The 24036-nt window shown below is 67.6% G+C and carries 21 protein-coding genes; 4 read left to right on the top strand and 17 right to left on the bottom strand.

All coding sequences use genetic code 11. The features are described 5' to 3' along the window. Positions 1–163: 163 nt before the first annotated feature. The 9 genes from mreD to miaA all read right to left on the bottom strand — a co-directional run bounded on the left by mreD (position 164) and on the right by miaA (position 9439). Entirely contained in the window at positions 164–673 is a 510-nt protein-coding gene (gene mreD / locus Y958_RS03435; RefSeq protein WP_040849685.1) for a rod shape-determining protein MreD, read from the bottom strand. Between the two features lie 7 nt (positions 674–680). Beyond that, positions 681–1514: a rod shape-determining protein MreC gene (gene mreC / locus Y958_RS03430; protein WP_050898676.1), complete on the bottom strand. Its 834-nt coding sequence runs from the start codon at positions 1512–1514 to the stop codon at positions 681–683. A 160-nt stretch (positions 1515–1674) separates the two neighbouring features. Continuing rightward, positions 1675–2679 carry a rod shape-determining protein gene (locus Y958_RS03425; protein ID WP_044562638.1) on the bottom strand — a complete coding sequence of 335 codons (1005 nt, stop codon included), beginning with the start codon at positions 2677–2679 and terminating at the stop codon, positions 1675–1677. A gap of 361 nt (positions 2680–3040) precedes the next feature. Beyond that, entirely contained in the window at positions 3041–4597 is a 1557-nt protein-coding gene (locus tag Y958_RS03420; RefSeq protein ID WP_004274240.1) for a 2-isopropylmalate synthase, read from the bottom strand. An 84-nt stretch (positions 4598–4681) separates the two neighbouring features. After that, a complete protein-coding gene (locus Y958_RS31825; RefSeq protein WP_186291246.1) occupies positions 4682–4852 on the bottom strand; it encodes a hypothetical protein in 171 nt (56 codons plus the stop codon). 33 nt (positions 4853–4885) lie between these two features. Continuing rightward, positions 4886–5905: a ketol-acid reductoisomerase gene (gene ilvC / locus Y958_RS03415; RefSeq protein WP_040849682.1), complete on the bottom strand. Its 1020-nt coding sequence runs from the start codon at positions 5903–5905 to the stop codon at positions 4886–4888. Between the two features lie 104 nt (positions 5906–6009). Continuing rightward, positions 6010–6540, bottom strand: coding sequence for an acetolactate synthase small subunit (gene ilvN / locus Y958_RS03410; RefSeq protein WP_050898675.1), 531 nt, complete (start codon positions 6538–6540; stop codon positions 6010–6012). A 55-nt stretch (positions 6541–6595) separates the two neighbouring features. Next, positions 6596–8371 carry an acetolactate synthase 3 large subunit gene (locus tag Y958_RS03405; RefSeq protein WP_040849681.1) on the bottom strand — a complete coding sequence of 592 codons (1776 nt, stop codon included), beginning with the start codon at positions 8369–8371 and terminating at the stop codon, positions 6596–6598. Between the two features lie 129 nt (positions 8372–8500). Beyond that, positions 8501–9439 carry a tRNA (adenosine(37)-N6)-dimethylallyltransferase MiaA gene (miaA, locus tag Y958_RS03400; RefSeq protein ID WP_244909354.1) on the bottom strand — a complete coding sequence of 313 codons (939 nt, stop codon included), beginning with the start codon at positions 9437–9439 and terminating at the stop codon, positions 8501–8503. Positions 9440–9589: 150 nt separating this feature from the next. Here miaA and serB point away from each other — a divergent pair, with 150 nt between their 5' ends. Then, on the top strand, positions 9590–10510 hold the full coding sequence (serB, locus tag Y958_RS03395) for a phosphoserine phosphatase SerB (RefSeq protein WP_088870910.1): 921 nt from the start codon (positions 9590–9592) through the stop codon (positions 10508–10510). Positions 10511–10523: 13 nt separating this feature from the next. Here the strand turns inward: serB and Y958_RS03390 are convergent, their stop codons facing one another. From Y958_RS03390 to hflK, 4 genes are all read right to left on the bottom strand, one after another. Further along, a complete protein-coding gene (locus tag Y958_RS03390; RefSeq protein WP_088870909.1) occupies positions 10524–12083 on the bottom strand; it encodes a DegQ family serine endoprotease in 1560 nt (519 codons plus the stop codon). Between the two features lie 191 nt (positions 12084–12274). Then, the gene (locus Y958_RS03385; protein WP_088870908.1) at positions 12275–12460 is read right to left on the bottom strand and encodes a DUF2065 domain-containing protein; all 186 of its coding nucleotides are present in this window, start codon (positions 12458–12460) and stop codon (positions 12275–12277) included. Positions 12461–12498: 38 nt separating this feature from the next. After that, positions 12499–13389 (bottom strand): protease modulator HflC, encoded by an 891-nt coding sequence (gene hflC / locus Y958_RS03380; RefSeq protein WP_088870907.1) that lies wholly within the window; start codon positions 13387–13389, stop codon positions 12499–12501. A gap of 14 nt (positions 13390–13403) precedes the next feature. Then, positions 13404–14744, bottom strand: a complete 1341-nt coding sequence (gene hflK, locus Y958_RS03375; protein ID WP_338039190.1) for an FtsH protease activity modulator HflK — start codon at positions 14742–14744, stop codon at positions 13404–13406. Between the two features lie 241 nt (positions 14745–14985). Here hflK and apbC point away from each other — a divergent pair, with 241 nt between their 5' ends. Both apbC and Y958_RS03365 read left to right on the top strand, forming a co-directional pair. Further along, complete coding sequence (apbC, locus tag Y958_RS03370) at positions 14986–16107, top strand: iron-sulfur cluster carrier protein ApbC (protein ID WP_088872450.1); 1122 nt, start codon at positions 14986–14988, stop codon at positions 16105–16107. A 175-nt stretch (positions 16108–16282) separates the two neighbouring features. Then, entirely contained in the window at positions 16283–16576 is a 294-nt protein-coding gene (locus Y958_RS03365) for a hypothetical protein (protein WP_145613266.1), read from the top strand. 208 nt (positions 16577–16784) lie between these two features. Here Y958_RS03365 and Y958_RS31195 read toward each other — a convergent pair whose 3' ends face one another. From Y958_RS31195 to pgi, 4 genes are all read right to left on the bottom strand, one after another. Then, positions 16785–17315 carry an Imm15 family immunity protein gene (locus Y958_RS31195; RefSeq protein ID WP_145727750.1) on the bottom strand — a complete coding sequence of 177 codons (531 nt, stop codon included), beginning with the start codon at positions 17313–17315 and terminating at the stop codon, positions 16785–16787. 94 nt (positions 17316–17409) lie between these two features. Next, positions 17410–19344 carry a DNA mismatch repair endonuclease MutL gene (gene mutL, locus Y958_RS03360; protein WP_088870905.1) on the bottom strand — a complete coding sequence of 645 codons (1935 nt, stop codon included), beginning with the start codon at positions 19342–19344 and terminating at the stop codon, positions 17410–17412. A gap of 181 nt (positions 19345–19525) precedes the next feature. After that, complete coding sequence (locus Y958_RS03355; RefSeq protein ID WP_088872449.1) at positions 19526–20881, bottom strand: pentapeptide repeat-containing protein; 1356 nt, start codon at positions 20879–20881, stop codon at positions 19526–19528. A 138-nt stretch (positions 20882–21019) separates the two neighbouring features. Further along, positions 21020–22603, bottom strand: coding sequence for a glucose-6-phosphate isomerase (pgi, locus tag Y958_RS03350; RefSeq protein WP_244909409.1), 1584 nt, complete (start codon positions 22601–22603; stop codon positions 21020–21022). A gap of 396 nt (positions 22604–22999) precedes the next feature. Between pgi and Y958_RS03345 the strand changes: the two genes are divergently transcribed. After that, complete coding sequence (locus Y958_RS03345; RefSeq protein WP_088870904.1) at positions 23000–24034, top strand: GIN domain-containing protein; 1035 nt, start codon at positions 23000–23002, stop codon at positions 24032–24034. Positions 24035–24036: the final 2 nt, after the last annotated feature.

The following is a 24036-nucleotide window of genomic DNA, read 5'->3' as shown; positions in this document are numbered from 1 at the left end:
CGCCGGGCGCCGGCATCCGCCGGCTGGACTTCCTCAGTTCAGGGGCCTTGGCCCCCAAAACTTCCGGCGGCCCCTTTCACGTAAAGGACAGGTCGCGTCCTACGACGGCCTGCGCCGTTGACAGTATTGGCCCGCGAAGGGCTGTGACGTACCGCTTCGGCGATCAGCTCAGCAGGCTGCGGTGCAGCTTGCTGAAGCACCAGGCCGGCAGCGGGAACAGCACTATGGCCAGCAGCGCCTGGGCAACCACGTTGCCTGGGGCCACCAGGTGCGCGGTCATCAGGCTGTAGGCCACCCACTGCACGGCCCCCGCACCCACCGCCACCAGGGCGAAGCCCAGCCACAGGAACCAGAAGGAGTTCCCCAGGAAATAGCGCCGCTGGGTCAGCACCAGCCAGTAGGCCAGCACATAGACCAGCGCGCTCATGCCCAGGGGCGACCCGGCCAGAAGATCCTGCAGCACCCCGATACCGAAGGCCATATAGGGCTTCAGCAGGTCGGGACGGTAGATCGCCCAGTAGTAGATGGCCATCAAGGTGAGGGGCGGCGCCACGAAGGAATAGTCGGGCAACTGCAAGGGCATCATCCCGACCAGCATGGCCGCCACCGTGGTGCTGAAGGGCACCGAGTTCCGTCCGGCCTGGTCCAGCCGCTGCCAAATGCCAACCGCCATGGCGGCGTTACTGCATGGCGCCGGGCTGGGCCGCCTCAGCCGCCAGTCCGCCGGGAATGCCGAAATCGACCAGCTGCACATATTCGATGCGCGACAGGTCGACGATTGGGGTGACCCGCGTCTCCCCATCATGGGTGGCGGCGACGATGCCCACCGGCAGGCCGGCGGGGAAGAGCCCGCCGTGGCCGGAGGTGAACACCCGCTCACCCACCGTCGGCTCCACGCCGCGAGGGATGTACATCAGGCGCGGCTGGTCGGAGTTGTCGCCCGACAGCATGGCGCGCTGGCGGGTGGTTTCCAGCACCACGGGAATGCGGGCGTTCAGGTCGGTGACCAGCAGGATGCGGGACGACCATTCGCCCACCTGCACCACACGGCCGATAACGCCCTGGCCGGCCATGGCGGCCTGGCCCCGGCGCACGCCATCGCGCTGCCCGGCCATCACCACCAGGGTACGGACGAAGGCTCCACCGGGATCGGCGATGACGCGGGCGGTGATGTAGGAGGCGGCGGGATCGGGCTTGTAGGCCAGCAGGCCGCGCAGGGAGTTGTTCTCCGCCTCCAGCCGCAAGGCCGTTTGCTGCCACTGGCGCAGGCGCTCATTATCCTCGCGCAGGCGCTGATTCTCGGCATAGAGCGCCGTCAGCTGGCGGCCGGACTCCAGCACGCTGGCCACGGCGCCGGCGGGGCGGGCAATGAAGCCCAGGATGGGGGCGAAGGCGTCGGTGACACGGGCGCGGGCGGCGTCGATGAACACAGGGTCGACGCGCGTCATCATCATCAGCCCGATGGCGGCCAGCACCATCAGCAGAAATGAGAATCGCTGGAGCAGCGCCCGCATGGGTGCTGCGATCCTGAGCGCGGTGCCACCGCTGCGCGTCTTCACAGGCAGTCCCCGTCCCGCTACAGGGGGTCCGGCAATGCATCCGGTTTGGATACGATGCCGGCCCCGTCCCAAAAAAACGTCCCAGGCGCCCATGTGGGCGCCCGGAGGCCCTTGGTCAATACATGCTGATCAGCACGTTGCGCAGGGTCTTCATCTCCTCCAGCGCCCGGCCCGTGCCCAGCGCCACGCAGGACAGGGGATCGTCGGCGATCGACACCGGCAGCCCCGTGGCATGGCGCAGGACGAAATCCAGGTTGGACAGCAGCGCACCGCCACCGGTGAGCACGATGCCCTTGTCCACGATGTCGGCCGCCAGTTCGGGGGCCGTGTGTTCCAGCGCGACCTTGACGGCCTCGATGATCTGGCTCACCGGTTCCGCCAGGCTTTCGGCGATCTGGCGCTCGCTGATGATGAGTTCCTTGGGAACCCCGTTCATCAGGTCACGGCCCTTTATCTCCATCACCCGGCCCTCACCATCCTCGGGCGGGCAGGCGGAACCGATTTCCTTCTTGATGCGCTCGGCCGAGCCTTCACCCACCAGAAGATTATGGTTGCGGCGGATGTAGCCGATGATGGCCTCATCCATCTTGTCGCCGCCCACGCGGACCGAGCGGGAATAGACGATACCACCCAGCGACAGGACGGCCACCTCGGTGGTGCCGCCACCGATGTCCACCACCATGCTGCCCGTCGGCTCGGTCACCGGCAGGCCGGCGCCGATGGCGGCGGCCATGGGCTCCTCGATCAGGAAGACGCGGCGGGCGCCGGCGGCCTCGGCCGATTCCTGGATGGCCCGGCGCTCGACGGCGGTGGAGCCCGACGGCACACAGATGATGACCTGCGGACTGGCGAAGCTGCGGCGGTTGTGCACCTTGCGGATGAAATGCTTGATCATTTCCTCCGCAACCTCGAAGTCGGCGATGACGCCATCGCGCAACGGACGGATGGCCTGAATGTTGCCCGGCGTGCGGCCCAGCATCAGCTTGGCCTCGTCACCGACGGCCAAGACCTGCTTCTTGCCGCGGACGTTCGCAATCGCGACCACGGACGGTTCGTTCAGGACAATACCGCGACCCTTGACGTAGACCAGCGTATTGGCCGTGCCGAGGTCGATCGCCATATCGGCGGAGAAAATGCCAAGCAAGTTCGTAGGACATCGGTTAGTGGGTTGCGGGAAGGTGGCCCTGCGCACCGCGGTTTCCGCGTGGGAAACGAGCATCGCACCGCCATAGGGGTTGCATAGAACAGAATCGCTAGGCCGCTCAAGCCCTGATGACAGCCCACCCGTGATTTTATCGCCGCGGCGCGGAATGCTTGTGGACCAAGGGACGCCTGGGGGGCGGTTCCGGTGCACCCAGGCACCTTCACCGCTCACCAGCCCCGCCCCGGCAACCTGCGGGCGCACTAGCGTGCCGCCTGCACCGCCCCTTCGCCCAGCCCCGCGCGGGACTCGGGATTAAGCGGTTAATGAGTGTATCTCCTCAGGCGCTGATCGCCGCCGGCGCCGTCTTCTGCCGCTTGACCAGCAGCTTGTTCAAAGCGTGCAGGTAAGCGCGGCAGGAGGAAACCAGGGTGTCGGCGTCCGCCCCCTGGCCGTTCACCGTCTTGCCGCCCTCCTCCAGGCGCACGGTCACTTCGGCCTGGGCGTCGGTGCCGGCCGTCACGGCGTGCACCTGGTAAAGTTGCAGCCTGGCCTCGTGCGGGAAGACCTGCTTGATGGCGTTGAATACGGCGTCCACCGGACCGTTGCCGAAGCTGACCACCGGGGGCACGGCCTCACCCCCCACCGTCACCTCCAGCACCGCGTGCTGCGGTCCGCGCGACCCCGCCACCACCTGCAGCGAGACGAACTGGATGTGGTCGTGCTGGCGGCCCACCTCATCATCGATCAGGGCGATGATATCCTCGTCGAACACGTCCTTCTTGCGGTCGGCCAAATCCTTGAAGCGGCGGAACGCCTCGTTCACGGCGTTGTCGCCCATGTCCTCATAGCCCAGCTCCTTCAGCTTGGCGCGGAAGGCGGCGCGGCCGGAGTGCTTGCCCATAACCAGGGTGGAGCGGTTCAGGCCCACCGATTCCGGGGTCATGATCTCATAGGTGCCGGCGTGCTTCAGCATGCCGTCCTGGTGGATGCCGGATTCATGGGCGAAGGCGTTGGCGCCGACGATGGCCTTGTTGGGCTGCACCACGAAACCGGTGATGGTGGACACCAGGCGCGAGGCGCGGGTGATGGTCTCGGTCTTGATGCCGGTCTTGTACGGCAGATAGTCGGCGCGGGTGCGCAGCGCCATCACGATCTCTTCCAAGGCGGCGTTGCCCGCGCGTTCCCCCAGGCCATTGATGGTGCATTCCACCTGCCGCGCGCCGCCGGCGACACCGGCCAGCGAGTTGGCCACGGCCAGGCCCAGGTCGTTGTGGCAGTGGACGGAGAAGATGGCCTGGTCGCTGTTGGGCGTCTTTTCCCGCACGGCGCGGATCAGCGCGCCGTATTCCTCCGGCACGGCATAGCCCACGGTGTCGGGGATGTTGATGGTGGTGGCGCCGGCCTTGATGGCGGTTTCCACGCAGCGGCAGAGGAAGTCCAGCTCGGTGCGCGAGCCGTCCTCAGCCGACCATTCCACATCTTCCACATGGTTGCGCGCCAGGCTGACGCTGTCCCAGATGGCCTGGACCACGGCGTCCGGCTCCATCTGCAGCTTGTACTTCATGTGCAGCGGGCTGGTGGAGATGAAGGTGTGGATGCGCTGGCGCGCCGCCCCCTTCAGCGCTTCGGCCGCGCGCTCGATGTCGTTGCGGTGGGCGCGGCACAGGCCGGCGATGGTGGCGTTGCGCACCACCCGGCCCACTTCCCGCACCGCCTCGAAATCACCATTGGACGCGGCGGGGAAGCCGGCCTCGATCACGTCCACGCCCATCTCCTCCAGCGTCTGGGCGATGCGGATCTTCTCCTCCAGGTTCATGGAGGCGCCGGGCGACTGCTCACCATCGCGCAAGGTGGTGTCGAAGATGATGACGCGGTCGGAAGACGGATGGGTCATGGCGAAAAATCCTGCGCTGCCGCCGCCGGGTGCGGACGGGACGGATAAGGGGACTGACAACAAGCCAAGCCGGATCCGTCTGATCTACGCCGCAATCCGGCCGGTGGCAACGACGGACAGGCGTTTTGTTGCCGCAGGACAGATCTTGCGGAAATGAATGCGCAAAATATGCTGCACCCGCGAAATGAAAAAGCCGGCACCCGCAGGCACCGGCTTAATCTTTTGGAAGGCCCCCCAGCAGCCGGGCGTGGCCATCCGGCCGCTTCGCTACCGGGCGGGCAAACCCGCTTAGTTGCGGCTCTTGTCCACCAGCTTGTTGCTGGCGATCCAGGGCATCATGGCGCGCAGCTTGCCGCCCACTTCCTCGATCGGGTGCTCGGCCTCACGGCGGCGGGTGGCCTTGAAGCTGGGCAGGCCAGCCTTGTTCTCCAGCATCCAGTCGCGGGTGAAGCGGCCGGACTGGATGTCGTCCAGCACGCGCTTCATCTCGGCCTTGGTCTCACTGGTGACGATGCGCGGGCCGGTGACGTAGTCGCCGTACTCGGCCGTGTTGGAGATGGAGTAGCGCATGTTGGCGATGCCGCCCTCGTAGATCAGGTCCACGATCAGCTTCACCTCGTGCAGGCACTCGAAATAGGCCATCTCGGGGGCGTAACCCGCCTCGACCAGGGTCTCGAAGCCGGCCTGGATCAGCTTGGTCAGGCCACCACACAGCACGGCCTGCTCACCGAACAGGTCGGTCTCGCACTCTTCCTTGAAGGTGGTCTCGATGATGCCCGAGCGGCCACCACCCACGGCGGAGGCGTAGGACAGCGCCACTTCCAGCGCGTTGCCCGAGGCGTTCTGGTGCACGGCCACCAGGCAGGGGACGCCGCCGCCCTTCTGGTATTCGCCGCGCACGGTGTGGCCGGGGCCCTTCGGCGCGATCATGAACACGTCCAGGTCCGGCCGCGGCTCGATCAGGCGGAAGTGCACGTTCAGGCCGTGGCCGAAGGCGATGGCGGCACCCTGGCGCAGGTTGGCGGCCAGCTCGTCACGGTACAGGTCGGCCTGCAGTTCGTCCGGCGTCAGGATCATGACGACGTCGGCCCAGGCGGCGGCCTCGGCCGGGGTGACCACCTTGAAGCCGGCGGCTTCGGCCTTCTTGGTCGTGGCCGAGCCGGCGCGCAGCGCCACCACGATCTCCTTCACCCCGCTGTCGCGCAGGTTCTGGGCGTGGGCGTGGCCCTGGCTGCCGTAACCGATGATGGCAACCTTCTTGCCCTTGATCAGGTTAACGTCGGCGTCACGATCATAATAAACGCGCATGGGTCTCAGCCTTTTGTTGGTTGCGCCCACCAACCCTTGGGGGCGCGCTCTCATGGATTGTCGCCGTCCCGGTCACCCGGGGAAAGCGGTTTGGAAAAAACCGGTCAGATGCCGCCGGGGCCGCGGGACATGGCCACAACGCCGGTGCGCGACACGCCCACCAGGCCCAGTTCCGCCATCAGGCCGATGAAGCGGTCCAGCTCCTCGCCCTGCCCCGTGATCTCGAAGACAAAGCTGGTGATGGTGGCGTCCACCACCCGCGCCTTGAACACGTCGGCCAGGCGCAGGGCCTCAACCCGCTTCTCACCCGTCCCGGCCACTTTGACCAGCGCCGTCTCGCGCTCGACGAAGGGGCCTTCGAGGGTCAGGTCGTGCACCCGGTGCACCGGCACCAGACGGCCCAGCTGCGCCTTGATCTGCTCGATGATCATGGGCGTGCCGCTGGTGACGATGGTGACGCGCGACAGGGTGGCGTCGCGGTCGACCTCCGCCACCGTCAGGCTTTCGATGTTGTAGCCACGGCCCGAGAACAGGCCGATGACACGGGCCAGCACGCCCGGCTCGTTATCCACCAGGATGGAGATGGTGTGGCGCTCGATGGCGGTGCTGGCGAAGGGCGAAGGACGGGCGGTCAAGATGGGCTCCGGTCAGGCGAGGCGGTGAAAGTGGCGGCGATGGGGGCGTTGGCGCTCATACCAGCACCATGCCGTCCTCCGGCGTCGCGTTCTCCACCTTCTCGTCCGGGCCCAACAGCATCTCGTTGTGGGCGCGGCCGCCGGGGATCATGGGGAAGCAGTTTTCCTTCTGGTCCACGCACATGTCGACGATGACCGGGCGCTTCACCTTGATCATCTCGGCGATGACGTCGTCCACCTGGCTGACCTCGGTCGCCCGCAGGCCCACGCCGCCGAAGGCGTCGGCCAGCTTCACGAAGTCGGGCAGCGCCTCGGAATAGCTTTCCGAGTAGCGGCCGCCGTGCAGCAGTTCCTGCCACTGGCGGACCATGCCCATGTACTGGTTGTTCAGGATGAAGACCTTGACCGGCAGGCGGTACTGCAGGGCGGTCGCCATCTCCTGGATGTTCATCAGGATGCTGGCCTCGCCCGCCACGTCGATGCACAGGGCGTCGGGGTGGGCCACCTGGGCGCCGATGGCGGCCGGCAGGCCATAACCCATGGTGCCGAGGCCGCCGGAGGTCATCCAGTGGTTGGGCTTGTCGAACGGCAGGAACTGCGCCGCCCACATCTGGTGCTGGCCCACCTCGGTCGTGATGTAGACGTCGTCACGCCCGGAGATGGCGGCGCGCAGGCGTTCCAGCGCGTACTGTGGCTTGATGATCTTGGGGGTCTTGTCGTAGCGCAGGCAGTCGCGCGCCCGCCAGAACTCAATCTGCTCCCACCACTCGGCCAGGGCCGCCTTGTCCGCCTGCTTGCCGCGCGCCTTCCAGATGCGGATCATGTCTTCCAGCACATGGGCGGCGTCGCCGATGATGGGCACGTCCACGCGCACGTTCTTGTTGATGCTGGACGGGTCGATGTCGACGTGGATCTTGACCGAATTGGGCGAGAATTCCGAGACCTTGCCGGTGACGCGGTCGTCGAAGCGGGCACCGATGCAGACCATGACATCGCAGCCGTGCATGGCGAGGTTCGCCTCGTACGTGCCGTGCATGCCCAGCATGCCCAGCCACTGCCGGTCGGACGCGGGATAGGCGCCCAGGCCCATCAGGGTGGTGGTGCAGGGATAGCCCGTCATGCGGACGAACTGCGTCAGCAGCTGGCTGGCCACGGGGCCGGCATTGATGACGCCGCCGCCGACGTAGAAGATGGGCCGCTTGGCCTTGGCCAGCAGGTCGATGGCCTCTTCCACCCGGTTCAGGTCCGGCTTCACCTGCGGGCGGTAGCTCTTGGGCATGCTGTCGGCCGGGGAGCGGTAGGTCCCCTCGGCGAACTGCACATCCTTGGGGATGTCGATGACGACGGGACCCGGGCGGCCATTCTTAGCCACGTAGAAGGCCTCGTGCAGGGTGCGCGCCAGGTTGTTGACGTCCTTCACCAGGTAGTTGTGCTTGGTGCAGGGACGGGTGATGCCCGTGGTGTCGCATTCCTGGAAGGCGTCGTTGCCGATCAGGTGCGTGGCGACCTGGCCGGACAGGCAGACGATGGGAATGCTGTCCATCAGCGCGTCGGTCAGGCCGGTGACGGCGTTGGTGGCGCCGGGGCCGCTGGTGACCAGCACGACGCCGACCTTGCCCGTGGACCGGGCGTAGCCCTCGGCCGCGTGCAGCGCCGCCTGTTCATGGCGGACCAGGATGTGGCGGATGTCGTTCTGCTGGAAAAGCGCGTCGTAGATGGGAAGTACGGCACCGCCCGGATAACCGAAAATGACCTCTACGCCCTGGTCCCGCAACGCCTTCAGGACGATGTCGGCACCGGTCAGACTGGTCTCGTTCGTGGCAGCACTCATTTCCCAAAAATCCTGGTTTCCAGTCACCCCGTCAGGCCCGCTCACCGGGCCCGCTCGGGAATACCCCAGCCCCCTTCGCAAACGCGAAGGCCGGGCGGATCGGGACCGTAGACGGAACTGTACCTAGGGTCAACCGGTTTTGCGAATTATCGCAAAGATTTCACTCAACAGACTTTCGATTAATTTCTCATAACCGGTATGCGTCTGACTGAAACCGGGATCAACCCGGCGGGCCTCCGCCATTTGGTGACGGAACCAGGTGGTCTGCCGCTTGGCGTAATTGCGCGTGTGGCGCTGCGCCAAGGCCACCGCCTCTTCCAACGACAGCGCACCGGAAAGATGGGCCGCCAGTTCCGGCACGCCCAGCGCCTTCATGGCCGGCAGGTCGGGATCGAGGCCCAGATCCAGCAAGGCCCGCACCTCGTCCAACGCCCCCTGCTCCATCATGGCCAGGAAGCGCGCATCGCCATTGGCGTAGAGGCGGTCACGCGGCGGATCGACCACGATGGTGTGAAAGGCCAGGTCGGCCGGCGCCGTAGACTCTGCCGCGCGCTGCCAGTCCCCCAGGGTGCGGCCCGTGCCCACCACCACCTCCCACGCCCGCACTAGGCGCTGGGTGTCGCCGGGGGCCAGCCGGACCGCCGCTTCCGGATCCCGGGCCGCCAGATCCTGGTGAAAGGCGGGGCCGCCCAGTTTCGCATGCAGGGCCTTGGCCTGGTCCCGCACCGCGTCGCCGATGGCGGGAATGTCGGCGATGCCACTTGTGAGGGTGCGCAGGTAGAGGCCGGTGCCGCCCACCAGGATGGGCCGCTCGGCCGCCCGCACCTCCGCCAGCGCCAAGTCACGCCAAGCCGCCGCCGACATGCGCAGCGACGGCGGCACGGTGCCATAGAGTCGGTGGGGCGCCTGGGCCAGGTCGTCCGGGCCGGGCTGTGCGGTCAGCAGGGCGAGACCCCGGTACACCTGCATGCTGTCGGCGTTGATGACGGTGCCGCCCAGGCGCACCGCCAGGTCCAGGGCCAGGCGCGACTTGCCCGAGGCGGTGGGGCCGCCGATGACGATCACCACCTTGGGAACCAGCTTGAGTTCTTTTGTTGCGGCATCGGGGCCCGCAACAGCACTGATCGCAGGGGCCGGATGCCCCACTGCGTCTTGCCTGTCGGCCCCGCCCCCCGTATCAAGACCGGCGGAAGCCCCCTCAAACCCTTCGGACATGCCATGACCCATGTGGTGACCCTGATCGCCGGCGCCCCCCTGACAGAGGCGGAGGCCGCGGCGGCGACGCTGGACGATAGCATGGTCCGGGCGGCGCGCGCCGCCCTGCAGGCGCTGGGGGCGGAAACCAGCACGCCCGATTGGCTGGCGCCCGGCCGCGCCTGCGACATCGCCTTCGCCGGCTTGCATCCCGACCAGGCCCAGGCGGCCTGTGCCCAGGCCCTGCTGGGCCAGCCGGTGGACGCCGTCACGCAGGAGTCGGCCGGCCGGCGCAAGGCCGTGCTGGTGGCCGACATGGAATCGACCATCATCCACCAGGAGATGCTGGACGAACTGGGCGCCCTGATCGGCCGGCGCGACACCATCGCCGAGATCACCCGCCGCGCCATGAACGGCGAGATCGACTTCAAGGGCGCGTTGCGTGAGCGCGTGGCCCTGCTGGCCGGCATGGATGCGGCGGTGATCGAGGAACTGAAGGGCATCGTCACCCTGATGCCGGGGGCCAGGTCCCTGGTCGCCACCATGCGCAAGCACGGCGCCTATTGCGCCCTGGTGTCCGGCGGCTTCAAGCCATTTACCGCGTATGTGCGCGGCATCCTGGGCTTTGACGAGGACCAGGCCAACGACTTGGTGATCCAGGAGGGCAAGCTGACCGGCCAGCCGGTAGAACCCATCCTGGACAAGGATTCCAAGGCCGCGGCCCTGACCCGCATCTGCGCCCAGCGGCGCGTGGCCTTGACCGCCGCCGTCACCGTGGGTGACGGCGCCAACGACCTGCCCATGCTGCTGGCCGCCGGCCTGGGCATCGCCTTCCACGCCAAGCCGGCGGTAGCAGCATCCGCACGGGCCAAGGTCGACCACGGCGACCTGACCGCCCTGCTCTACGCCCAGGGCTATCGGGAGAGCGAGATCGTGGCCGGCTGAGGCCTGGCGCGGCTTATTCCAGCGGCAGGGCCACGAACAGCAGGTCGCCGGCGCGTTCCACCAGCAGCAGCACGGCCTTCTGGCCGTTGTCCTTGGCCTTGGCCACGCGGGTGGCGACGTCGTTGGGGGTGCTGACCTCTTCCTGGCCCACCTCGACGATCAGGTCGCCCGCCTTGATCTCGCGCTTGGCGGCCGGGCTGTTGGGGGCGACGCGGACCACGGCCACCCCCTGGGCGTCGTCGCGCACGCTGAACTTCTGCCGGACCTTGGGGCTGAGCGCGTCCAGGGTCAGGCCCACGCTGTCGATGGTGCCCTCGGCCTCGGCCGGTCCGTTGCCGGTGGCCGCGGTCGCCGCCCCGCCCTCGGTATCTTCCTTCAGCTCGCCCAGCGACACGGTCACGTTGGTCTTGCCGCCCTTGCGCAGCACCACCAGGGCCGCCTTATGGCCCACCGGCTCCTCCGCCACGATGCGGGGCAGCATGCGGCCGTTGGTGACGTCCTTGCCATCGATGCTGACGATGACGTCGCCCTGTTTCAGGCCGGCCTGCTCGCCCGGCCCGCCGGGGCTGACCACGGCCACCAGGGCGCCGCGCTGCTGCTTCAGGTTCAGGGTGTCGGCGATGTCGGGCGTCACGTCCTGGATCTGCACGCCCAGCCAGCCGCGCCGCACCTTGCCGGTCTCACGCAGCTGCTGCACCACGTTCTTGATCACCACCGCTGGGATGGCGAAGCCGATGCCGACCGACCCGGCCTCCCCCTCGTTGGACCCCGGGGAGAAGATGGCGGTGTTCATGCCGATGACCTCGCCGTTGAGGTTGATCAGCGGGCCACCGGAATTGCCCAGGTTGATGGAGGCGTCGGTCTGCAGGAAGTCGTCGTACTTGCCGGCGCCGATGTCGCGGCCGCGGGCGGAGATGATGCCCGCGGTGACCGTGCCGCCCAGGCCGAAAGGATTGCCGATGGCCACCACCCAGTCGCCCACCTTCAGCGCATCGCTGTTACCCCACACCATGGCGGGCAGCTTGGATGACGGTTCCACCTTCAGCAGGGCGATGTCGGTGGCCTTGTCGGTGCCCACCAGCGTCGCCTTCATCTGGGTGTCGTCCTGCAGGCGCACCGTGATCTCGTCGGCGCCCTCGATGACGTGGTTGTTGGTCACCACATAGCCGGACGCGTCGATGATGAAGCCAGAGCCGAGGGAGGTGGCGCCGCCCTTGTCATCACCGCCACCGCCCTGGTCATTCTCCTTCTGCCGCTGCTGGTAGTCGCGGAAGAAGTCGCCGAAGGGCGAGCCGGGCGGGAACTCCGGCATGGGCAGCTGGCCCTGCTTCTTGTTCTTCATCGTCTGGGTGGTGGAGATGTTCACCACCGCCGGCAGCATCTTTTCCACCAGGGGCGCGAAGCTGTGGGGCGGCGGCTCCGCCCGGGCGGGGGCGGGGTCGCCGCAGGCCGTGGGCAGCAGCAGGACGCCCAGCACCATCAGCGACCGGCGCAGGGCCGGGAATCGCCGGTTCCCTTCCTTCTTCGCGGAAGGAGTCGTCGGCGAGGGTGCTGTGAAGGCGGGAGACGTCACTGTAGGGCCACTCCTGGCAGGGGGACGCCCCGAGAATGGCATCCGCCCGTCATATTCCATATTCCTGTTTGGGGCCCGTTTCAGGGTTCCCGTTTCAGGGCCCCACTATAGGGGGGTCATGTCGCGCCTGTTAAGGGGGATGGCTTGTGATATCGCAAGGGGATAGGGCGGGTGGCCACCGATTTGACCCCTTAGCGGCGCACCAGCCACACCAGGCCGACACCAATGCAGCCCCCCGCCAGCCCCGCCCAGCGCAGGCGATCCGCCGGCGTCTCGGCCATGCGCGCCGCCAGCCGGCGCATGGTCCCGGGCATGAGGGCATAGCACACGCCCTCCAGCACCAGGGCCAGCGCGGCACCCGTCAGCAAGTCATTCAAAACCTTAGGCTCCCCGCTCTCTCGCGCACGGCCCGCGCCTACTTGTCCGCGCGCCGGTGGTCGCCGGCGCCCCCACTGGCGCCCAAGTACTTGAAGAAGTCGGCGCCGGGCGACAGCACCAGGGTGGTGTCGTCGGGCTTCAGCGTGTCGCGATAGGCCTGAAGGCTGCGATAGAAGCTGTAGAATTCGGGGTTGCGGCTGATCGCCTCATTCATGATGCGAATCGCCTGGTTGTCGCCCTCGCCCCGGGTGATCTGGGCCTGGCGCTGGGCCTCGGCCAGCAGCACGGTGCGGTCGCGGTCGGCGCGGCTCTTGATCTGCTGCGACAGTTCCTGGCCCTGGGCACGGGCCTCCGCCGCCTCGCGCTCGCGTTCGGAGCGCATGCGGGCGAACACGGCCTGGCTGGTCTGTTCCGGCAGGTCGGCGCGGCGCAGGCGCACGTCCACGATCTCGATGCCCAGGCGCTGTGCCTCCTGGTTCACCTGGCCCTTGATGTCGGCCATGACCTTCTCACGCTCCTGCGACAGCACGGCCGGCAGGTTAACGTTGCCCAGGACGCGGCGCATGGCAGAGTTTACGATGACCGACAGGCGCAGGCGGGCCTGCTGCTCATTGCCCAGGGTCTGGAAGAACATCAGCGGGTCGGCGATGCGATAGCGGGCGTAGGCGTCCACCTCCAGCCGCTTCTGGTCGGCCAGGATGGCGCTCTCCACCGGCGGGTCGATGTCCAGCACCCGGCGGTCCAAGATCACCACGTTCTGCACGAAGGGGATCTTGACCCACAAGCCGGGCTCGCGGATGACGCGCTTGGGCTCGCCGAACTGCAGCACCAGGGCCTGCTGCGTCTGATTGAGGGTGAAGAAGCTGCCCTGCAGCAGGATGGCGGCCAGCACCAGCAGGCCCAGGGGAAGGATCCAGCGTTTTTCCATGATGGGTCCCTCCCTCACTTGGCCGACGCGGCCGGGGATGCCGGCGGGGTGGCAGGATGGGTGGGCGTCTTCAGCATGTCGTTCAGGGGCAGGTAGGGCACGGCGCCGCCGCCGGCCTTGTCGTCCAGCAGGATCTTGTGGGTGCCCTTCAGGATCTGCTCCATGGTCTCGATGTACAGGCGCCGGCTGGCGGCGTCGGGGGCCTGGGCATAAGCCTCCAGCACCTGCTGGAAGCGCTTGGCGTCGCCCTGCGCCAGATCCACCACCTGGTCGCGGTAGGCCTGCGCCTCCTGGTTCAGGCGCTCCGCCTCGCCGCGGGCGCGGGGGATGATGTCGTTGCGGTAGGTCTCCGCCTCGTTGCGCAGGCGCTCACGATCCTGGCGGGCGCGCTGCACGTCGTTGAACGCCTCCACCACCGCCGGCGGCGGCTCCACCCGCTGCAACTGCACCTGGGTGATCTCGATACCGGCCTGATACTGGTCCAGGATGGTCTGCAGCAGCTGGCGGCTGTCGTTCTCGATGCGCTGGCGGGCGTCGGTCAGGGCGGGCTGGATCTCGGTGCGCCCGATGATCTCGCGCATGGCGCTTTCCGCCACCTTCTTCACCGTCTCTTCCGGCTCGCGGATGTTGAACAGGAACTTGCCCGGATCCTTGATGACCCAGAACACAGCGAAGTCGATGTCGACGATGTTCTCGTCGCCCGTCAGCATGGTGCTTTCGTCGGCCACGTCACGGTCGCTGACGCTGCGCCGGCCGTCGCCCTGGCTGCGATAGCCGATCTCAATGCGGTTGACGCGGGTGACCTGAGGCAGCAGCACCTGCTCGATGGGCGCCGGCAGATGATAGCGCAGGCCCGGCTGTTCCACCCGCACCGGCTTGCCGAAGCGCAGGACCACGCCCTGTTCATCCGCCGCCACCCGGTAGACGCCCGTGGCCAGCCACAGGGCGGCCACCGCCGCCACACCCACGCCGATGACGCGGCCGGTGCTCCAGCCGTTCAGGGTGAAGGGGCTGCCGGACGGGCCGGAGGGACGCGAACGCCCGCCATTGCCTCCGCCGTTGCCGTTCCGCCCGCCGCCGCCCAACAGGACGCGCAGGCGCTCACCGCTCTGGCGCACGGCGTCCTCCAGCCCCGGTTGGGGGCGGGAGCCGGGCTTACCGGCGGATGATTTGCCGGCGGATGATTTGGACGACGATGAGCCGCCGGCGATGCCCTCGCTCTGGCCCCAGGGATTGTGCGGCGCCGATCCGCCCGACGCGGGCTTGTCCGAGGGTTTGTCCTTGTCGGGGCCCTTGCCGGGATCATCCCCCGATCCGTTGTTGCCGCCGTTCGACCCTTGATTGGACCAGGGCATGTTCGCCTTTCCCGCTTCCCACAAGATCTGTTTGGAAGATCTGATTATTCGGAAACCGATACCCTATATGAAGGGCACCCTAGACAGAGGGCGACGGCGGCCTCACGGCCACCATGGCGGCCATCTCTCCCCCGGGCTTCCCCCCATTTCGGCGGCACCGTATATAGTCGGGCGTTCGCAGGGAAGCCCGACACGGGCGATATGACCCCCCGCCCCCCACTTTACAAGATGAAGGCGTTTGATCATGGCGGTAACCGAGTCCCAGGTGTTGGAGGCCCTCCGGCAGGTGGCGGACCCCGATCGCGGGTCTGACATCGTCAGCCTCAAGATGGTTTCCGGCGTCGCGGTGAAGGACGGCCATGTCCACTTCACCCTGGAGGTGGACCCGGCGCGGGGTGCCGCCCTGGAGCCGCTGCGCCAGGCGGCGGAGAAGGCGGTGGACCGCCTGCCCGGCGTGCTGTCGGTGACGGCGGTGCTGACCGCCCACCGCCCCGCACCCAAGGCCGTTTCCGGCGGCGGCGCCCCGGGCACGGGCGCGCCGGGTGCGGGCAAGCCCGCCAAGGCCGGGGTGCCCGGCGTGGCCGCCATCATCGCCGTCGCCTCGGGCAAGGGTGGCGTGGGCAAGTCGACGACATCCACCAACCTGGCGCTGGCCATGGCCGCCAACGGCCTGAAGGTGGGCCTGCTGGATGCCGACATCTACGGCCCCTCCATGCCCCGCATGATGGGTCTCAGCGGCAAGCCGGACAGCGCCGACGGCAAGCGCCTGGACCCACTGGTCAACTACGGCATCAAGGTCATGTCCATGGGCTTCCTGGTGGCCGAGGACACGCCCATGATCTGGCGCGGCCCCATGGTGATGAGCGCCCTGACCCAGATGTTGCGCGACGTGAACTGGGGTGAGTTGGACGTGCTGGTGGTCGACATGCCGCCGGGCACGGGCGACGCCCAGCTGACCATGGCGCAAAGCGTGCCGCTGGCCGGCGCCGTCATCGTCTCCACCCCGCAGGACATCGCCCTGCTGGATGCGCGCAAGGGCCTGAACATGTTCCGCCGCGTGGACGTGCCCGTCCTGGGCATCATCGAGAACATGAGCTATTTCTGCTGCCCCAACTGCGGCCACCGCAGCGACATCTTCAGCCACGGCGGTGCCAGGGCCGAAGCGGACAAGCTGGGCATCGACTTCCTGGGCGAGGTGCCGCTGGACATCGCCATCCGCGAGACCAGCGACGCCGGCACGCCCATCACCATCCACCAGCCGGACGGCGTGCACGCCCAGACCTATCGCGCCATCGCCGCCCGCGTGGCGGAGAAGATCAAGGCCGGCGGCGGCCGGGCGGCCCCCCGCTTCGTAATCGAATAAATCTATCGGCCTATAGGTAAACCCTTGGAAAGACAGTGGGACACGGGTGCCGCAGGGCGAACGGAATGCGAAAACGACGTTCTGTTGCGTCATTTCCGTGTCCGCTGTTTTTTCCTTTCCAATGTCGCGCCCCTATGGTACATAAAGTTCCGTTTTGCGAAGCTGAGTGGAAATCATGCGTCGGGTTGACACGGTTCAGGTTGCCTATGCGTTCCGGAACGGGGCCCATTCCTTCCAGGTGGAGGATCCGGCCACGGGTGCCATCGCGGTATCCCACGGTGTCCCGGAAGTGGCGTACGAGCAGGTGACCCGTACCCTGTCCGAACGCGCGACCGGCCTGTCCGGCCGCCGGGTGGTGGCGCGTCCCGCCCTGCCCTTCGATGATTTCTTCAACTGGCTGCGCCAGAACCCCATCGCCAGCGTCGCCGGTGCCCCGGTGAAGGTTGAGTTCGCCTGGGAATTGCGCTGACCGGTCTTAGAGTTCGAACGGCCCTGACCGGCCGTTCCAGTGAGAGTGCCGCCCGCAAATCCGGGAAAACACCGGACGGGCGAACAGGGATAGAGGAAACACCAAGCAATGCGTGGTCCCCAAGGGGCCGAAGCGAAACGCCCGGGAGGTCATCCTTCCGGGCGTTGTCGTTTTGGATCATCGGCCACATTGGACGCATGAGAAGGCTCTATTCCAATATTATCCCATTCAGAAGTCTGCAGTCATTTCTGGCTATATAAACTCGAAACACGTCATCTTCTATCGAGGAACCTGCCCATTCAAGAACGGAACGGCCATTCGCAAGCCCATTCTCAGATAAATATTGCCCGACTGTGGAAGCATAAGGCCCCTTTCCTTGCTTTAGTCGGAAATTGAGCAGCTCCCCTTCGACGTCTGTACAAATCCAGAAACTGGGGTAAATCGGATCTGCCTCATCGTTATTTATGAAATCAAAATCTTGAAGAGAAACCATCACTAAGCAATTATCAATTCCAGCCAAAGAAATATGTTTGATGATGCTATCAAGATGCCTTGTTGCATGCAGAGTCAGAAACTCTGATTTCTGCTTGACAGGCAAATGAGACAAAAAAGATAATTTTTTATATCTGGAATACAAAGGAACTTCGCCTAATGATCGCCGCCGGATGAGGCGTTCAAAATCAAAAAGACGCTCCGATTCCATCATATTTTTAAGACTATCATTAATATCAATGATCATATAGCCCTCCATCGCCCCAAACTTTCGATAGGCCCAATGTCATCGAAGCGACCTCATAGGGATGAGGTCGAGACAGGGTTGACGCAAAAGCCGCTTACCGCCGGCCGAACAGCCTCTCGATGTCCGCCAGCTTCAGCTCAACATAGGTGGGGCGGCCGTGGTTGCACTGGCCGCTGTGGGGCGTGGCCTCCATCTCGCGCAGCAGGGCGTCCATCTCCCCCACCGTCAGCACCCGGCCGGCGCGGACGGAGCCATGGCAGGCCATGGAGGAGCAGACCTCCTCCAGCCTTTCCTTCAGCGCGTGCTGGTCACCCAGTTCCGCCAGCTCATCCGCGATGTCGCTGACCAGGGCCTTGATGTCCGCCTTGGCACCCAGCAGGGCCGGAATCTCCCGCACCACCACCGCGCCGGTGCCGAAGGATTCCAGGCACAGGCCCAACTCCGCCAGCTCGTCGGAGCGTTCGGCCAGGCGGGCGGCCGCGGCCTCCTCCAGTTCCACCACCTCGGGGATCAGCAGCATCTGCCGCTTCACGCCCTGGGCCACCATGGACTGCTTGATGCGCTCATAGACCAGGCGCTCATGCGCCGCGTGCTGGTCGACGATGACCATGCCGTCGCGGGTCTGCGAGACGATATAGGTCTGGTGCACCTGGGCGCGGGCGATGCCCAGGGGAAAGTCGGGCACGTCGTCGGCGTTGGTCTGTGCCAGGGCCGCCACCGCCGTGGCCAAGCCGGGGCTAAGGGGGCCGGGGGCCGCGTCGGCATAGGCCGGCGCCTCCGCCAGAACCGATGACGGATAAGCGGGCGCTGCCGGGGCTGGGCCCTCCCACGCGGTGACAGGCGCCTGGAAGGCGCGCGCGGCCTCGACCTGCCCGGCTGTGGGCCGGGCGAGGCCGGGCCAGCCGCCGCCACCGCCGGAATGGGGTTGCGGCTGCCACTGGAAGGCGGTCTGGGGGATGGGCTTGGCGCCGTCGGCGCGGAAGCTGGCCAATGCCGCCTGGCCCACGGTGGTGGAGGCGCGATGGCCGGCACCGGCGAGCGCATGCTTCAGCGCGCCCACGATCAGGCCACGCACCAGTCCCTGGTCACGGAAGCGCACTTCGGTCTTGGCCGGGTGGACATTGACGTCCACATCCTCGCACGGGATGTCCAGGAACAGGGCCAGCAGGGGATGGCGGTCGCGGGCCAGGAAGTCGGCGTAGGCGCCGCGCACGGCGCCCAGCAGCAGCTTGTCGCGCACCGGCCGGCCGTTCACAAACAGGTACTGGCCGGCGGCGGTGTTCTTGTTCAGGGTGGGCAGGCCGATATGGCCGTAGAGCCGCACGCCCTCGCGCCGGGCGTCGATGGGCAGGGCGTTCTCCTGGAACTCCCGCCCCATGATGGCGCCCAGGCGGGCCAGCAGCGGGTCCTCACCATTAAGAGTTCCCGTCTGAGCCGGCAGGCGCAGGGGTGTGCGCCCCTCGTCCGCCACGGTGAAGGCGACGTCCGGGTGGGCCATGGCCAGGCGCTGCACCACATCGACGGCGTGGTCCGTCTCCGTCCGCGTGGTCTTCAGGAACTTCAGCCGCGCCGGGGTGGCGTAGAACAGGTCGCGCACCTCGATGCGGGTGCCCACGGGGTGGGCCGCCGGCACCGGCCGGCCCTTGGCCCCGCCCTCCACCGTCAGGGCCCAGGCGCTGTCGCTGCCCGGCTGGCGGCTGGTGATGGTCAGGCGGCTGACGGCGCCGATGGAGGGCAGCGCCTCCCCCCGGAAGCCCAGGGTGTGGATGTTCAGCAGGTCGTCGCCCGGCAGCTTGGAGGTGGCGTGGCGCTCCACCGCCAGCGACAGCTCCTCGGCCGTCATACCGCCGCCGTCGTCCACCACCTGGATCAGGGCCTTGCCGCCATCGCGCAGGGTGACGTCGATGCGGCAGGCACCGGCGTCCAGCGCGTTCTCCACCAGTTCCTTCACGGCGGCAGCGGGACGCTCGACCACCTCGCCGGCGGCGATGCGGTTGACCAGGGTCTCAGGGAGAAGGCGGATGGGCATGATGGCGCCATTCTAACGGGGGGCCGGCCCGCGGGGCAATGCGGGGGATCACTTGTTCCGTCCCTCAATCGCCGGGCGCCGGCGTCCGCCGGCTGGGCTTCCTCCCTTTTCAGTCCGCTGACGCTCCCCGAAAAGGTCCGGCGGCCGCGGTCGCGGCCTAGAAAGGAGGGGGCGGGGGGGGCTAGTCGTCGGCCACATAGCGCACGTGCCAGGTGCGGGGCAGGCCGCGCGCGCCGGTGAAGTCCACCGCCCGCATCTGTTCCTCCTGCACCAGGGCACCGCTGAGGTTGGCGCCGCGCAAATCGGCCTCGCGCAGGTCGGCGCCCCGCAGGTCGGCGTGGCTGAGGTCGGCCTGGGCCAGGCGGACGCGGCGCAGGCGGGCGCCGCTGAGATCGGCGTTGCGCAGGTTGGCGCCCGTCAGGTTGGTGCGCACATGCCGCTCGGCATCGATCTGCAGGTAATCCAAGGTGGCGTGGCGCAGGTTGGCGGCGTTGAAGTTGGCGCCCTGGAAGCTGCCGCCGCGCAAATCCGCCTCGGCCAGGGTGGCGGTGCGGAAGTCGGCGTTGTCGAACTGGCCCACCTGCATCTGGATGCCGGTCAGGTCCATGCCATAGAACACGGCGCCGCGACCCACGCCCCGCGTCAGCATGGCCCGCGACAGGATGCCGGACCCGCGCAGATCGACGCCGCTCAAGTCCAGGGCCATGCCCTCCCTGGCCGCCGTGCATACCCAGGTGGCGTGCAGGTTCAGCAGCTCGGCCATGGAGCGACCCAGCTCCGCCGCCGGGCGTCCCTGAGGCTTTTCCGTCAGCACCCCGGTCATGTCGGCGCCGCCCAGCTCCGTCAGGTTCATGACGGTGCCGATCAGCACGGCGCCGCGCAGGCTGGCGCCGCGCACGTCGGCGCCCGACAGGTCCGCCCCCTCCAGGTTGGTGCCGTCCAGCTTGGCGTGGCGCAGGTTGGCGCGCACCAGCTTGGCATTGCGCATGATGGCGTCGGTGAAGTCGGTATGCATGGCGACCGAGCCCGACAGCTTGGCATTGGTCAGGTTGGACCCGCGCAGGTTGGCCTCGGCCAGATCGGCATTGGTGGGGTCCACGCTCATGATCTGCAGGCTGCCGTCGCGGGCACGGGCGGCCAGGGTGCCGTCGCGCAGGTCGGCATCGAACAAGTCGGCGCCCGACAGGTCGGCCCCGCGCAGGCAGGCGCCGCGCAAATCGGCCTTCACCAGCCGCGCGTTGCGCAAATTGGCGCCGCGCAGGTCGGTGACGAACAGCGTGGCGCATTCCAGCAAGGCGCCGCTGAGGTCGACATCGCGCAGGATGGCGTGGGTGAAGTCGGCATGGCTGAGGTCGCGGCCGGCCATGGTGAGGCCCGACAGGTCCATGCGGGCCAGAACGGCACGGGCCCCACCCACCTTGGCGTTACGGAACATGGCGTGGCGCTTCAGCACCAGGTCCAGCTGTTCCTGGGTCAGGCGCACCGCCCCCGGTCGTTCGGAGGCGGTTCCACCAAGGCCGCGCGTGCCGCTTTCCATGTCATCAACCTTGCCGGCGGACAATACCAGGGAGTCTGGATACGCCGCCGTTCCTCGGCAAGCTTACGCCTGTAGGAAAAAAGCCGTCACGGGAAAAGCCGGCGGTCCCCGACGGACATCCGGCCTTCCGTACAACGGTCAGCGCAGGCCCTCGCGCACCACGCGGATGAGGCCAGCGGTGGAGCAGTCATGACCCCGGCGGGCGCCGCCCTCCAGTTCCGGCAGGATGGCCTTGGCCAGCTGCTTGCCCAGCTCCACCCCCCATTGGTCGAAGGAGTTCAGGTTCCACAGGATGCCCTGCACGAAGATCTTGTGCTCATAGAGGGCGATCAGCGTGCCCAGGGTGTGCGGGTCCAGCTTCTGGAACAACAGGGTGTTGGTCGGGCGGTTGCCGGTGAACACCTTGTGCGGCACCAGGGCCTCCAGCTCCTCGCCGTCCAGGCCCTGGCCGGCCAGCTCGGCCCGCGCCTCATCCTCGGTCTTGCCCAGCAGCAGGGCCTCGGTCTGGGCCAGGAAGTTGGCCAGCAGCAGGGTGTGGTGGCGGCCCACCGGGTTCTGCGTCTCGATGGGCGCCAGGAAGTCGGCCGGGATCAGCGGCGTACCCTGGTGGATCAGCTGGTAGAAGGCGTGCTGGCCGTTGGTGCCGGGCTCCCCGAACAGCGCCGGGCCGGTGGAATAGTCCACCGGGCGGCCGTCGCGGTCCACCCCCTTGCCGTTGCTTTCCATGTCGGCCTGCTGCAGGTAGGCCGGCAGGCGGGCCAGGTACTGGTCATAGGGCAGCACGGCGTAGGACTGGGCATCCCAGAAGTTCACGTACCACAGGCCGATCAGGCCCATCAGCACGGGCATGTTGGCGGCCAGGGGGGCGGTGCGGAAATGCTCGTCCATCGCGTGGGCACCGGCCAGCAGCTCGGCGAAGCGGTCGGGGCCGACCATCAGCATGATGGGCAGGCCGATGGCCGACCACAGGCTGTAGCGGCCGCCCACCCAATCCCAGAAGCCGAACATGTTGTCGGTGTCGATGCCGAAGGCCGCCACCTCCTTGGCATTGGTCGACACGGCCACGAAGTGCTTGGCCACCGCCTCGGCCGGCGCCCCTTGGGCCAGCAGCCAGTCGCGCGCCGTGTGGGCGTTGGCCAGCGTCTCCTGCGTGGTGAAGGTCTTGGAGGCGATGATGAACAGCGTCGTCTCCGCGTCTACCTTCTTCAGCACCTCCGCGATGTGGGTGCCGTCGACGTTGGAGACGAAATGGGCCTGCAGATGGGGGTGGTGGTACGGGGTCAGCGCCTGGGTCACCATGACGGGGCCCAGGTCGGACCCGCCGATGCCGATGTTGACGATGTCGGTGATGGGCTGGCCGGTCCAGCCGCGCCACTCCCCATCCCGCACGGCGGTGGCGAAGGCGCCCATGCGGTCCAGCACGGCGTGCACATCCGGCACCACGTTGCGGCCGTCGACCAGCACCGTGGCGCCCTTGGGCTGGCGCAGGGCCGTGTGCAGCACGGCGCGGCCTTCGGTCAGGTTGATGGGCGACCCGGCGAACATGGCCTCGCGCCAGCCTTCCAGGTCGCGGGCGCGGGCGAAGTCCAGCAGCAGGGGCAGCGTCTCATCGGTCAGCCGGTTCTTGGAATAATCCAGCAGCAGCGTGCCCAGCTTCAGGGAGTATTTGTCGAACCGCTCCGGATCGGCGGCGAACAGGTCGCGCATGTGCACGCCGTCCATCGCCTGGCGATGCCGGGCCAGCGCCTGCCAGGCGGGTGTCTCAACCAGAGGCGTGTCCACGAGGGTCGCGTCCTGGGTGGGGGTCTGCGTGGCGGACATCGTTCTCTCCTGACCTGTGGCCAGGGGCGCCCGGATCCCATTATCCCGCCCCTGGAAAGCCCCTGGGGTGTAACACGGCTGAGGATGGTTAAGCAGCGTTTCGGATGGAGATTTCGTCCATTTGACGCGAATTTGTCTTCGTTTTTGACGTCTGGCGCGGCGGCCGGCCAGACCGCATGGGGCCACTTAGCGTGCGCAGCCCGCCCGGACCGGTTCCATCGCCCGCTACGTCCTTGATCACCTCAGCCGCGCGGTGACAATGGGGACAATGCCGCAACCATAGACGAGTCCGCTCCCATGCCCCGCCCCCACCATATCGCCCTCGCCCTGCCCCTGTCGCTCGCGGCGCTTACCGCCGCCGGCACCGCCTGGGCGGGGGAGCGCAGCTGGGCCCTGGAGGGACAGGAGCTGCGGGTCACCACCCCCTGCGCCCGCACGGTGGACATCACCGCATCGCCCAGTGCGCGCGACGTGCGCATCCAGGCCACGGCGGACGACCCGAAGGAATTGGACCAGCTGACCGCCAGCGGCGGCAGGACGGCCCAGCTGGGCATCAGCGGCCGCCGCTGCTACCGCGAGGGGGAGGATTGGAAGCGCTGGCAGCCCACGCTGCGCATCACCATCACCGTGCCCGCCGGCGTGCCCCTGGAGGTGCAGGAGGGCGGGTCGACCGACTACCGAGCCAGCGGCGGCTTCGGCGCCTTGGCGCTAAACCTGGACGGTTCCGGCAATTTCAAGGCCGATCGCGTGGCCGGCGGCGCCCAGGTCCGCATCCAGGGGTCCGGCGATACCCAGCTGGATCGCCTGGAGGGCGCGCTCAAGGTGCGGGTGGCGGGCTCGGGCAATGTCGGCATCATCCAGATGGCGGGCCCTTCCACCGACCTGGACAGCAGCGGCAGCGGCACCATCACCATCGGCGGGGGCAGCGGCGGCACCACCCAGGCCAAGCTCAGCGGCTCGGGCAACGTCACCCTGCCGGCGGTGCAGGACCTGCGCCTGTCCATCGACGGGTCGGGAGACCTGGTGGTGGCCAAGGCGCAAGGGGCGCTGTCGGCCCACCTGGGCGGCTCGGGCACGCTGACCATCCACGCCGTGTCGGCCACCACCGCCCAGCTGAAGCAGTCGGGCAATGGCGACATCACCATCGATGGCGGGGAGATCGGCACCCTGTCGTCGGCCATCAGCGGCAGCGGCGACCAAGTGCTGCGCGTCAAGGTCACCGACGCCACCCTCTCGCTGAGCGGCAGCGGCGACGCGAAGATCGACCAGGTGACCGGCCGGCTGGACCAGGCGCATAGCGGCAGCGGCAGCGTCCACGTGGGTGGACGCTGATG

This window comes from Nitrospirillum viridazoti CBAmc (assembly GCF_000730165.1).
Taxonomy (GTDB): Bacteria; Pseudomonadota; Alphaproteobacteria; order Azospirillales; family Azospirillaceae; genus Nitrospirillum; species Nitrospirillum viridazoti.
Note: the sequence above shows the minus strand (reverse complement) of the source record. Positions and strands in the feature narration are given on the sequence as shown.